The organism is Acinetobacter kyonggiensis (assembly GCF_900107285.1).
Classification (GTDB): Bacteria; Pseudomonadota; Gammaproteobacteria; order Pseudomonadales; family Moraxellaceae; genus Acinetobacter; species Acinetobacter kyonggiensis.
In genome coordinates this window covers 189,199-202,136 of record NZ_FNPK01000005.1, presented here as the reverse complement: position 1 = coordinate 202,136, position 12,938 = coordinate 189,199, and the positions used below count along the sequence as shown (strand labels likewise).

General features: G+C 39.6%; 14 protein-coding genes. 7 read left to right on the top strand and 7 right to left on the bottom strand.

Annotated elements, in window-relative coordinates; genetic code table 11:
• On the bottom strand, positions 1-251 hold a 251-nt coding region (locus BLV99_RS06295), incomplete at its 3' end, for a transposase (protein WP_139243526.1).
• 71 nt (positions 252-322) lie between these two features.
• Between BLV99_RS06295 and BLV99_RS06290 the strand changes: the two genes are divergently transcribed.
• On the top strand, positions 323-724 hold the full coding sequence (locus BLV99_RS06290; RefSeq protein WP_244516289.1) for an ABZJ_00895 family protein: 402 nt from the start codon (positions 323-325) through the stop codon (positions 722-724).
• A 120-nt stretch (positions 725-844) separates the two neighbouring features.
• Here the strand turns inward: BLV99_RS06290 and BLV99_RS06285 are convergent, their stop codons facing one another.
• Complete coding sequence (locus BLV99_RS06285) at positions 845-1,369, bottom strand: YecA/YgfB family protein (RefSeq protein WP_004651228.1); 525 nt, start codon at positions 1,367-1,369, stop codon at positions 845-847.
• A gap of 69 nt (positions 1,370-1,438) precedes the next feature.
• Complete coding sequence (locus tag BLV99_RS06280) at positions 1,439-1,648, bottom strand: PA3496 family putative envelope integrity protein (RefSeq protein ID WP_004651227.1); 210 nt, start codon at positions 1,646-1,648, stop codon at positions 1,439-1,441.
• Between the two features lie 371 nt (positions 1,649-2,019).
• Between BLV99_RS06280 and rpoD the strand changes: the two genes are divergently transcribed.
• From rpoD to BLV99_RS06250, 6 genes are all read left to right on the top strand, one after another.
• On the top strand, positions 2,020-3,906 hold the full coding sequence (gene rpoD, locus BLV99_RS06275) for an RNA polymerase sigma factor RpoD (protein ID WP_092688797.1): 1,887 nt from the start codon (positions 2,020-2,022) through the stop codon (positions 3,904-3,906).
• A gap of 120 nt (positions 3,907-4,026) precedes the next feature.
• Positions 4,027-4,314, top strand: coding sequence for a YbeD family protein (locus BLV99_RS06270; RefSeq protein WP_086183692.1), 288 nt, complete (start codon positions 4,027-4,029; stop codon positions 4,312-4,314).
• Positions 4,315-4,461: 147 nt separating this feature from the next.
• A complete protein-coding gene (gene lipB / locus BLV99_RS06265) occupies positions 4,462-5,136 on the top strand; it encodes a lipoyl(octanoyl) transferase LipB (protein WP_425283521.1) in 675 nt (224 codons plus the stop codon).
• Between the two features lie 76 nt (positions 5,137-5,212).
• Complete coding sequence (locus BLV99_RS06260) at positions 5,213-5,746, top strand: hypothetical protein (protein ID WP_086164343.1); 534 nt, start codon at positions 5,213-5,215, stop codon at positions 5,744-5,746.
• A gap of 1 nt (position 5,747) precedes the next feature.
• A complete protein-coding gene (locus BLV99_RS06255) occupies positions 5,748-6,932 on the top strand; it encodes an iron-containing alcohol dehydrogenase (protein ID WP_092688791.1) in 1,185 nt (394 codons plus the stop codon).
• A gap of 264 nt (positions 6,933-7,196) precedes the next feature.
• The gene (locus BLV99_RS06250) at positions 7,197-8,594 is read left to right on the top strand and encodes an APC family permease (protein WP_086183244.1); all 1,398 of its coding nucleotides are present in this window, start codon (positions 7,197-7,199) and stop codon (positions 8,592-8,594) included.
• Between the two features lie 141 nt (positions 8,595-8,735).
• Here BLV99_RS06250 and BLV99_RS06245 read toward each other — a convergent pair whose 3' ends face one another.
• The 4 genes from BLV99_RS06245 to BLV99_RS06230 all read right to left on the bottom strand — a co-directional run bounded on the left by BLV99_RS06245 (position 8,736) and on the right by BLV99_RS06230 (position 12,901).
• Complete coding sequence (locus BLV99_RS06245; RefSeq protein ID WP_086183245.1) at positions 8,736-9,215, bottom strand: tRNA (cytidine(34)-2'-O)-methyltransferase; 480 nt, start codon at positions 9,213-9,215, stop codon at positions 8,736-8,738.
• Positions 9,216-9,251: 36 nt separating this feature from the next.
• Positions 9,252-10,628, bottom strand: a complete 1,377-nt coding sequence (gene cysG / locus BLV99_RS06240; RefSeq protein ID WP_086183246.1) for a siroheme synthase CysG — start codon at positions 10,626-10,628, stop codon at positions 9,252-9,254.
• 90 nt (positions 10,629-10,718) lie between these two features.
• The gene (serS, locus tag BLV99_RS06235) at positions 10,719-11,990 is read right to left on the bottom strand and encodes a serine--tRNA ligase (RefSeq protein ID WP_092688788.1); all 1,272 of its coding nucleotides are present in this window, start codon (positions 11,988-11,990) and stop codon (positions 10,719-10,721) included.
• A gap of 119 nt (positions 11,991-12,109) precedes the next feature.
• Entirely contained in the window at positions 12,110-12,901 is a 792-nt protein-coding gene (locus BLV99_RS06230) for an RsiV family protein (protein ID WP_092688785.1), read from the bottom strand.
• Positions 12,902-12,938 lie beyond the last annotated feature (37 nt).

The following is a 12,938-nucleotide window of genomic DNA, read 5'->3' as shown; positions in this document are numbered from 1 at the left end:
GACAGCACTTCAAAAACTCTCTGCCACACGCCTGTTTTAGCCCAGCGGCTAAAGCGAGTATGCACGACTCTAAAATCACCAAAGCGTTCAGGCAAGTCTCGCCACGGGATACCTGAGCGGTAACGATATAGTATTGCTTCAACAAATAATCGGTTATCTTTGGCGGTTACACCAACCGTACCTGTTCGTCCAGGTAACAGATCTTTAATCTGTTCCCATTGATCGTCTCTTAATGCATAGCGTTTAGTCATAAGAGAATAATAAGGACGCGTCAGATTTTATCAACCTAATTGATGACACGCCCTAATTGGGGAAAATTTAATTGATAAAACATTATTTGATCTACTTTGCTGCTGTTTACAGCATCGCATTATTACTCTTAGGTATCATGTTCAGCTTACTCAATTTAACGGGTTCAACCAGTGTACCTACACTGATTGCAGCTGGACATTTTGTTAAACGGGAACAACGTATTCCCAACTCTGATGAGAAAATTCAATTGGTTTGGGGTTGCACCATCGTTTCATTGTTCATTTCCAGCATACTGGTGTTCTTATATAGCTTGGTCGATCCTACTACGGGAAATATATTAAAAACCGTTGAAAATACAGGTTTAATTCTGATCGCAATTGTAATGCTGCTGCTCATTTTAATTCATGCTGTAATCTTTTTTGTTAGTTTTGGTTGGTATGCCAAGATCTGTGCACGAAAACTAAAACCATAAATACCACCATCACAAATATAACGCTAAAAAAACACCTCTATTGAGGTGTTTTTTTGATTTCAATGAATTAAGTTGGTGTGTGACACATGAGCCGCGATTGTAGCGGCGCAAGATGTAACATCACGCTGGCGTGTGGTACATTAAATAAATTTCATTTAAGTTTTCTGGAATTTCTTCTGCAATTTCGTCCATAAGCTGACCATTGCGACGGAAAGATTCCATTTGCGGATCTTCATCGTCCACACCACTAAATACCATCATTGGTAAAGTTAAATCCACCAATTGATCTTCATGTTCAGGTGTAAACCAAGCATCTTCATTTAAGAACATGGCATCAACGAAGCCAACACTCCAATCGCCTAAACTTGACTCAACATCAGCTTCTTCAATTTCAAAAGGAAACTCAATTCCCTCTTCATTGGCTAAGTTTTGACGAATTGCTTCTAACCATGCTTTTATTTGTACAATCATTTCAGCTGGTACTTTCTTTTGATTGTTATCGAAAAGTTCATCGAGCCATTTATCAAAAGTTGGTCCAACCGCAGTTGCACATAAAAAACCATGAGTTGCCGCAAAATCTAGACCATGTTCATTTTGGTCACCATCTAGATATTCGCTCAATAAGTCTAAATCTAAAGCACTCATTTAAAATCCAAGTTCAGTAAAATAACTGTGGATAGCATAGCATTTTAGTGCGCTATGCTGAATCACAATTTAGTCTTCATCGTCATCAAAGCCGTCATCATCATCAAGATCATAATCAAAATCTTTCAGTTCACGTTCTAAACGACGTTGTGCGAGAAGGTCATCAATTAGACGACGTTTTTCTAACGACTCTTTAGCACTAATTTTGCTTGATGCCTCATCAAAACTAACATCATCATCATTGTAGCTATCATCTAATTCGAAATCTGTAGAAGACACTAAAACCACCTCATGGTGAAAAAAGTAAATGGGTCTAGGCGCTATTTATCTTTGTTAGCAAATCTTGTCAAGTTATTTTTACTTTTTATTCTAACAAATTCAATTTACACTTGTTTTTTGACCCTAAAATTGTGTATTTATGGGTATGTAAAATTTTAATTAGAATGCCAATAAAAAATTAAGATATTTTTGAATGCATTCCATGCAAGAGACTTGAAAAAAAAAATTCCAACCCAATATTGAAAACAATTGTTAAATCAAAATGCTATTTCCCAATAGCATTTGAGCAAGCAATTCAAAACAATTTTAAGCGAATTGTGCTATCATGCACGGTTTTTCACTGCCACAGATTCAACGAAGAGTAAGCAAAGATGAGCGATATGACTTCCCCTACTTCGCAAGTAGCGGCTCTGATTAGCCGAGGCAAAGAGCAAGGTTACTTAACTTACGCTGAGGTTAACGATCATCTCCCAGACTCGATCACGGAAAGCGAACAGATTGAAGACATTATTCAAATGCTTCAAGATGTCGGCATTCCAGTGCATGAACGTGCGCCTGAATCTGATGACACCATGTTCGACGGTAACAATGCCGAAGCAACCGATGAAGTCGCTGAAGAAGAAGCGGCAGCTGTTCTTGCTTCAGTTGAAAGCGAACCTGGTCGTACCACCGATCCAGTACGTATGTACATGCGTGAAATGGGAACGGTTGAACTATTAACGCGTGAAGGCGAAATTAGCATTGCGAAACGCATTGAAGAAGGTATTCGTGACGTTCTTCATTCGATTGCGTATTGGCCGAATGCAGTTGAAGTTGTATTAAAAGAATATAGCGATGTTGCTGAAGGTGAACGTCGTCTTGCTGATATTTTATCTGGTTATTTAGACCCAGAATCTGACGAAGAAATTCCAGAAGTTTTAGAAGAAGAAGCTGAAATTGTTGAAAATGATGAAGCGACGACTAAAACCACTAAAGATGTAAAATTGGACGATGACGAAGAAGAAGAATCTGAAAGTGATGATGATTCTGAAGGTGAGTCTGGTCCAGATCCAGAAATTGCACGTGTTCGTTTCACTGAACTTGAAGATGCGTGGAAAGTAACCAAAGTCGCGATTGAAAAGCATGGTCGTAACAGCAAACAAGCAGATGAAGCGCTTGAAGCACTTGCGACTGTGTTTATGATGTTCAAATTTACTCCACGTTTATTTGAAATCATTTCAGAAATGATTCGTGGTACGCATGAACAAATTCGTACAGCTGAACGTGAAGTAATGCGTTATGCCGTTCGTCGTGGTCGTATGGATCGTACTCAATTCCGTACATCATTCCCAGGTCAAGAGTCAAATCCAGCTTGGTTAGATGAACAAATTGCTAAAGCACCTGCTGATCAAAAAGGTTACTTAGAAAAAGTACGTCCAGATGTTGTTGCATTCCAGCAAAAAATTGCCGATATCGAAAAAGAATTGGGCTTAGATGTTAAAGACATTAAAGACATTTCTAAACGTATGGCTGTTGGTGAAGCAAAAGCACGTCGCGCGAAAAAAGAAATGGTTGAAGCAAACTTACGTTTGGTAATTTCGATTGCGAAAAAATATACCAACCGTGGTTTGCAATTCCTTGACTTGATTCAAGAAGGTAACATCGGTTTGATGAAAGCCGTAGACAAGTTTGAATACCGTCGTGGTTATAAATTCTCGACCTATGCAACTTGGTGGATTCGTCAGGCGATTACACGTTCTATTGCCGATCAAGCACGTACCATCCGTATTCCAGTACACATGATCGAAACCATTAACAAGATCAACCGTGTATCTCGTCAACTTCTTCAAGAAATGGGCCGTGAGCCAACACCTGAAGAATTAGGTGAACGCCTGGAAATGGACGAAGTTAAAGTACGTAAAGTGCTTAAAATTGCCAAAGAACCAATTTCGATGGAAACACCGATTGGTGATGACGAAGATTCGCATCTTGGTGACTTCATTGAAGATGGTAATATTACCTCTCCAATTGATGCTGCGACTTCAGAAGGCTTAAAAGAAGCAACACGTGAAGTGCTGGAAAACTTGACTGAACGTGAGGCGAAAGTCTTAAAAATGCGTTTTGGTATTGATATGCCAACTGACCATACTTTGGAAGAAGTGGGTAAACAATTTGATGTAACACGTGAACGTATTCGTCAGATTGAAGCCAAAGCTTTACGCAAATTACGTCATCCTTCTCGTTCTGAACACTTACGTTCATTCTTAGAAAATGACTAATTTTTGATGATACCGATGGAGACTTGAAATCTAAATGTCAGTCTCCATTAAGTATCTAAGAGAAATACAACGCCTGCATTCACGCAGGCGTTTGATATATGAGGACTGGCTCTCATGACGATGTTAGACCGTACACCATCACGTGAACTTCAAGAAGAACTATGGGTTTTCCCTATGGATTATCCAATCAAATTGATTGGTGAAGCGCATGAAGATTTACATTGTGCTGTAGTGGAAATTTTAGTAAAACACTTCCCTGATTTTGATAGTACAACCATCAAAGTACAACCATCGCGTACAGGTAAGTATCACTCGTTAACGGCACAAATTATTTTTGTGGAACTTGAACAAGTTCATGCACTATATGCAGATTTAGCCGCCTGCACATTGATTAAAACAGCACTTTAATCAATATAAAAAACACGCCTCGAAGCGTGTTTTTTTATGTATGCAGAAAAATATTGAATCCATACCAATAAAAATAGCAAATCATCTGGGTATCATCTCCCATCTCACCCCAATTTCATTATAATCATTTCTCATATTTAAACTTTTATGGACGCACTTCACGTGACTGATGCTGTTCTAAAACCTAATTTAATTATCCGTCAATTTAATCAACTTACCCCTTATCTCGACCGTTTTCAGGACATGAAAAAGTTAACTGAAACCCGTGATGAAAACACCCCAGATGAACTGTGGATTTTGCAGCATCATGATGTTTTAACCCAAGGGCAAGCAGGAAAACCAGAACATATTCTAATGTCGAGTACGATTCCTGTGGTACAAACGGATCGTGGTGGACAAGTCACTTGGCATGGGCCGGGTCAGCTGGTTGCCTACTTCATGTTTGATTTAAATCGCTTAGGCTGGAACGTCCGCACGTTAGTTTCCTATGCTGAAAATTTAATGATCGACCTAATGAAAAAATACCACATTGAAGCCTATGCTAAACCAGATGCACCGGGCGTCTATGTCAATGAACGTAAAATTGGCTCATTGGGTTTTAAAATTCGCAAAGGACGTAGCTATCATGGCCTTGCACTCAATATTGATTGTGATCTGTTTGGATTTCACACCATTAATCCATGTGGCTATGCAGGATTAGAAATGGTTCGCGTCATGGACTTGGTTGAAAACTATCCTGATTTTAATGATTTATGTGCGGATGTGATTGAAACTTTAGATCACAGCGGTTACTTTAATAAAGTCCAAGTCATGCAACAATAACTTTGCTTTTGCGATAAAAATAAATTAGAGTATTTACTCTAAACTAATAAATATTTTTTAGATAAGGGATATGCGAGTGATTTCAACCAAATCCGTAAAGCCCGCTTTACAACTAACCTATGTCAAACTCATGATGGATGTCATTGGCAGAGGTTTAGTCATGGCGAGCCAAGTCGATGAAGAAGTAAAACAGGAAGTTGCCAAATTCCCTGTTGGTTTTGTTCTTTCGATGAAAGTATTTCCCAATGGCCCCGCTTTTATTGCAAAAGTCACGGAAGACCATCAATTAAAATTACTACAATCCGTAGCAACTAAGCCTGATTTAACCATTACTTTTAAGCATTTAAGTCATGCTTTTTTAGTATTTTCTTTCCAAGAAAGTACTGCTCAAGCCTTTGCCCATGACCGCATGATTGCAGATGGCGATTTAGCATATGCCATTCGTCTGGTGCGTTGTTTAAATAAAATGGAATCACTTATTTTACCTAAACTCTTAGCCGAGCTTGCTGTAAAACAATATCCAAGTGAATTAAGCCTAAAAGAAAAATTAACAGGAGCTGCAAATATTTATTTGAAAGTGGCTCAATCCTATTTTAAACGGAGTGTATAACATGGCTAAGCCTTATTACGAATTTTTCTGCCCAGTAAAAGTCATCGCAGGTCATGCCGCGTTAGAACATATTCCTTTTGAACTTGCAACCTTAGGTGCAAAACGCCCACTGATCATTACCGACAAAGGCGTACGTAGTAATCATCTACTTGCTCCAATTGAAGCAGCTTTTGAATCTACAGATGCCGTGATTGGCTATATTTTTGATGATGTTCCACCCGATTCAAGCGTAGAAACAGTGCGTAGTGCAGCAAAAGCCTATCGTGAAAATAATTGTGATGCGATTATTGCTGTCGGTGGCGGTTCTGTGATTGACACTTCAAAAGCGACCAATATTTTGGTAACTGAAGGTGGTGACGACTTACTGAAATTTTCAGGTGCGCACAATCTTCCAAAAGCACTGAAACCATTTTTTGTGATTCCAACCACATCAGGTACTGGTTCTGAAGTAACTATGGTTGCTGTGGTTTCCGATCTGGAAAAAAATGTCAAAATGGCATTTGCATCTTATTATTTGATGCCCCATGCAGCGATTCTTGACCCGCGTATGACGCAAACTTTACCCCCCCATTTAACCGCTATGACCGCTATGGATGCACTAACGCATGCGGTTGAAGCCTATACTTGCATGGCTGCAAATCCAATCAGTGATGCTTATGCCACTGCTGCAATCAAAAAAGTAAGCAATAATTTATTTAAGGTACTGGACCATCCAACAGATGAGTTTGGTCGCCTTGAATTGGCGCAAGCTTCAACCATGGCAGGTATTGCATTCTCTAATTCGATGGTTGGTTTAGTGCATTCATTAGGACATGCTTTAGGTGCTGTAGCACACCTGCCCCACGGCTTATGCATGAATTTATTCCTACCATATGTACTTGAATATAATAAAGAAGTAAATGGTGACAAAATTGCAGACCTACTACTTCCTTTAGCTGGGGCAGATATTTTTGCACAAACACCTGCACATTTACGTGCCGATAAAGCGATTGCAACTATTTTAACCATGCGCGATCGTTTATATACCCTCACCAAATTACCACGTACTTTACGTGAAACGGGTAAAGTCTCTGAAGTACAATTAGATGAAGTCGCAGAAAAGGCTTTAAATGATGGATCTATTATTTACAACCCTAAAGAAGCGACCTTCAGTGACTTAAAAGCACTGTTAGAAAAAGCTTGGTAAATATTGAAAAATAAGCGGATATAGTGGAAAAATTAGCCTGATGTTTTTTTAAGCATCAGGCTTTTCCTTTGTGAAAATCAACGACCGTTTTTTATTAAATGGCACATTTCATGCTATAAAAAGTTTATAAAGTGATTGGCAAAAGGTATCCAATTGGAGTAGATTGGCGCACTTTTGTTTTATTCATATAGGGGGGATCGTTCGTCTCAAACGATCCTTATAAACATGACTGATCCTTGATCAACGATTAAGAGGATAACGCCGTTGACAAATATCTCTGGGACTCCATCGGTAGCTAAACTACAAAAAACGCTGGGACTCTGGCACATCATTATTATTGGTTTAGCTTATATACAGCCCATGACGTTATTTGACACTTTCGGTTTAGTCGCGGAAGAAAGTCATTTTCACGTACCGACATCCTACATATTTGCACTCGTTGCAATTTTATTAACATCTCTAAGTTATGGTCATATGATTCGTCGCTACCCGTCTTCGGGTTCGGCCTATACTTATGCCCAAAAATCGATTCATCCCAATGTTGGTTTCATGGTCGGTTGGTCATCTTGGTTAGATTATTTATTATCACCAATGGTCAACATCATTCTTGCTGTGATTTATCTTGAAGCATTGTTTCCAGATGTAAACCACTGGGTATGGGTCATTATACTGACTGCATTTATGACAGGTGTAAACTTAAAAGGTGCGCGCTTTGTTGCCAACTTTAATAGTTTAATCGTAGTGATTCAGCTGGTTGTGATCGCTGTCTTTACCTATTTGGTTTATAGCAAACTACAAGCAGGTTTTAATGCAGATGGTCCTATTTCTGCTGAGCAACGTTATCAGCTTTGGAGCCTTGAGCCATTTTGGAATGAGTTAACTTCAGTCGGTGCATTGGTTACTGGTGCAACCTTACTGTGTTTCTCTTTCACTGGTTTTGACTCTCTCAGTTCACTTGCCGAAGAAACCAAAGATACTGAAAAGACCTTGCCTAAAGCGATTTTCTTAACTGCTTTAATTGCAGGTGTGATTTTCATTGTCAGCACCTATTTCATGCAAATTTACTTCCCGAATGATCCAAAAACCTATTTTGCAGATGTAGCGGCTACTCAACCTGACATTTTAATGTTGGTTGGCGGTTCACTATTCCAATCTTATGTGCTGGCTTTTGCAATCGTGACGGTTATGGCATCGGGTATTTCAGCGCATGCTGGTGTATCACGCCTCATGTTTGCCATGGGCCGTGATGGCGTGATTAACAAGAAAATCTTTGGTCATATCAGCCCTAAAAGCCTCACCCCGTCATACAATATTTTAATTGTAGGCGTTGTTGCTTTAACTGCTGGTTTTATGAATCTGGATACTGTGATTTCTTTAATCAGTTTTGGTGCTTTAACTGCATTTACCTTTGTCAATTTGTCGGTCATTTCACGTTATGCATTACGTGATGGGCGTACCAAAAATACGAAAGACATTTTAAACTTTGTGGTTGTTCCATTACTTGGCTTTATCAGTGTATTTGCACTCTGGCTAGAAATTGAAGAAACCTCATTAAAATATGGTTTATGGTGGGCAATGTTCGGTATTTTATACTTAGGTTATAAAACCAAAGGTTTTAAACAACCTGCACCACAGCATAACGAATTTGATGATTCACACTAACCTGCTGATTCATTCAATAAAAAAGACGCTTTATGCGTCTTTTTTATATGCTTAATGTTTTCTGTAGCCAATTATTATTCATATTTCCGAAAATTTAAACATAAAAAAAGCTGCTTGAAGCAGCTTTTTAACCATCTGTTTTTAAACTAATGCTTCAAAACCTTGTTGACGCCATGCCTCATAAAGAATAATTGCAGTCGCATTCGATAAATTCAAACTGCGTGAATTTGCTGCCATTGGCAAACAAATCCAATGTTTTTCTGGGAACATCATGCGTACACTTTCAGGAAGACCACGTGTTTCAGGCCCCATTAACAATGCTACTGGACGGTTTAAATTTGAAGTATGTGGCGTTTCAGAACCTTTGGTGGTTAAAGGATAAATCGCATCATTTTCAATACCCTGCTCTTTTAAATGCGCGACACATTCAGCAAAGTTTTCCCATACTTTCATATGCGCCCATTCATGATAATCCAAGCCTGCACGTCTGAGCTTTTTATCATCCAGTTCAAAACCTAATGGCTTCACCAAGTGCAATTGCGCACCGGTATTGGCACATAAACGAATGATATTTCCTGTATTCGCAGGAATTTCAGGCTCATATAAAACAACATGAATCACAAGATTTCTCTACTCTTTCAATGCAACAGGGCTTGTTTAGCCCTGCCACTGTAATTGTTCACGTAAACTGACGACCTCACCAATAATAGTGAGGGTTGGCGCTTGAATTTGATGTTCTGTCACTTTCGATGCAATATCAGCCAAAGTTCCCACCACAACTTTTTGCTCTGGTGTCGTGCCTTTAGAAATAAGGGCAACGGGCATATTCGGACGCTGACCATGTGCAATTAATTGCGCACATATTTTTTCTAAACCCACCAAGCCCATATACAACACCAAGGTTTGGTTTTCATAAACCAGTTCCTTCCACGGTAACTCGGGTGAACCTTCTTTTAAATGGCCTGTTAAGAATCGAACACTTTGAGCATAATCACGGTGTGTTAAAGGAATACCAGCATAAGCCGAACAGCCCGATGCTGCGGTAATCCCGGGGACGACTTGAAAAGCCACACCCGCCGCAAACAGCTCTTGAATTTCCTCACCACCACGACCAAAAATAAATGGATCTCCGCCTTTTAAACGACATACCCGCTTACCTTTTGCAGCATATTCCACCAATAAAGCGTTGATGCCTTCTTGAGGAACGCTATGATTGGAACGTGCTTTTCCAACATAGATTTTATCTGCATCACGACGGCATAATTCTAAAATCGCAGGAGAGACCAAACGATCATAAATAATCACATCCGCTTGCTGCATTAAGCGTAAGGCTTTTAAGGTCAATAATTCAGGATCGCCCGGCCCTGCACCCACTAAATAGACCTCACCTTTAGGTGTTTTCCACTCTAGCAATGCCTGCTCAATTAATCGATTTGCTTCCGCAATATTGTCATTAAACACCTGTTCTTTGAGTGGGCTGGCATACAAGTCCTCCCAAAAAATACGACGCTCATCTGGATTGATAATTTTCGCTTTAACGCTAGCACGCCATTGTCCAGAAAAATCAGCCAATTTCCCCATCCCATGTGGAATTGTTGCTTCAAGCTGGGTTCGAATTTGGCGCGACAACACGGGAGATGTACCATTGGTCGCAATTGAAACCACCAAAGGTGAACGGTCAATAATTGCAGGAACCATAAAACGACAATGCGGAGGATCATCCACACTATTGACCAATATTTTTTCTGCTTCACAGGCTTCAAAAACTTGAATATTGGTCGCTTTATCATTGGTTGCTGCAATCACCAAACGATAATTGCGCAGTTGAATATCTAAACTAAAAGGTGCTTGAACATATTGCCCTTGGCTTGATTCAACAAGCTCAAGTAAATTACTTTCAATTTCAGGGGCAATCACATGAATCACTGCACCCGCTTTTGCCAAAAGGACGGCCTTACGATAGGCAATATGCCCGCCACCGACAATCAGACAAGGTTGCTGTTGCAACTTTAAAGAGATTGGAAAGATATCCACGGACTACCTCAATATTTTAGATCTGATTGTCTTAAGCAATTTTCATGCACAAAACTGTGCCATTCATCTATTTAATAATCAAGCTACTGATTAATCAATAAATTCTGTACCACCCATATACGGACGAAGTGCTACTGGAATCTCAATAGAACCATCTTCACGTTGGTAATTTTCCATCACTGCCAGTAATGTACGACCAACGGCCAAACCAGAACCATTCAAAGTATGGACGAATTCAGTTTTCTTTTGGTCTACACGGTAACGTGCTTTCATACGACGTGCTTGGAAGTCACCCATACATGAACAGCTTGAAATTTCACGATAGGTATTTTGGCTCGGCACCCAAACTTCTAAATCATAGGTTTTGATTGCGCCAAAGCCCATATCGCCACCACATAAAATGATTTTACGATATGGAAGACCCAAGGCTTGCAAAATACCTTCTGCATGACCCGTCAATTCTTCAAGTGCGTCCATTGATGTTTCAGGTTTAACAATCTGCACCATCTCAACTTTGTCGAATTGGTGTTGACGGATTAAACCGCGAGTATCACGGCCATATGACCCTGCTTCACTGCGAAAACAGGGTGTATGCGCTGCATATTTTAACGGTAAGCGATCTGGATCAACAATTTCATCACGCACGAAATTGGTCACAGGCACTTCGGCAGTTGGAATTAAATAAAGTTCTTTTTCACCTTGTAATTTGAATAAATCTTCTTCAAATTTAGGTAGTTGACCTGTACCACGTAAAGAATCAGCATTGACTAAATATGGCACATACGCTTCGGTATAGCCATTTTTCAAGGTGTGCGTATCCAACATGAACTGAGTCAATGCACGTTGTAAACGCGCCAATGGCCCTTTTAAAACACTGAAACGTGTACCTGTAAGTTTGGTGGCAGTTTCAAACTCTAAACCACCCATCCATTCGCCCAAGTCCGTATGATCTTTAATTTCAAAATCAAACTGACGCGGTGTACCCCATTTTAGGATTTCAACATTATCGTCTTCATCTTTACCTTCAGGTACAGATTCATGCGGCATATTTGGAATGCTTAACGCTTTATTTTCAATTTCGGTTTGTAATGCAGCAAGCGCAACTTCAGCAGCTTTAATGTCATCACCAATGGCTGCCATACGCGCCATAATTTCGGATGCATCGCCACCAGATTTTTTAATTTGGCCAACTTGTTTAGCACCCGAATTACGCTCTGCCTGCAAAGCTTCAGTTTTGGATTGAAGCTCTTTACGCTGCGCTTCAAGCGAAGCCCACTCTTCTACATTCAGCTGTACGCCACGTTTTGCTAAGGCTAAATTTACAGCCTCAATATTATTTCGGATTAATTTCGGGTCGATCATAGCCAATCTTTTGCAAAGAAAAAAACTGGCTATAGTGTAAGCGCTAAATGTTAAAAAAGACAGTGACCGAGCTTGTAGCTGCGCCTTATTACAGCAAATTTAACCGAATTAAGCTGAAATTATGGGCTTGGATACTTTGGTAAACTTGGCAGATATTCTGCTTTAACCAGTTTGGTCAATGTTACATAAGGCAAGGTCAGTTCAGTCATGCCTTCGGCATAAGAAGCCAACTCATATAAGGGATAAACAAAAACAAGACCGTTGGCACCATAGTAAAAATTATCACTTAATTTCAGTTTGTCTCTTTCAATGCTATGTTGATCCAGCCACATTGTATTGGCGTCATATAAGGCATCTAAAACTTGTTGTTCTGCGCCTTTGACTAAAATATCAGATAAAGCCAAACGCTTTTGGGTGTTTAAATCAAAATTTACAAATTCTTGATGATACATACCATGTGCTGCACCCGCCGAATAACTATAACTCTGAATGGCAAATGTCGCCTGATCATAGTATTGACTGACGAAACGCACATAGGTCGAACTTTGACTTAAATTAGGTGCAGCTCCGTCTGAGGCATTTATTTTTTGATTTGGTTCGGTAGAAAACGCAATTGGGTCAGTTTTTTTAATTCGAGCAATAAAATAATCATCAATCCATTTAAGATTGGTATTAACCGTTTGAATATCATATTGAATACACCCTTCAGCATCACAGGCTTCAGGTTTGGTCAATTTAACTGGCACTACTTTGGCTTGAATAGCGCTAATGGTATTCTCTTTATTTTGTGATTGTTGCTGCTTTGGTGCTTCAGCTTTCACATCAGCTTTAGGTTGACATCCCGCAAGTACTCCGCCCCCAATAACCAGCGTACAAACCAAGAACCATGGCTTTAATTGTGTTTGTTTCATGCTGTAACCCTATACTTTTCTTAAAATGAATCATCGC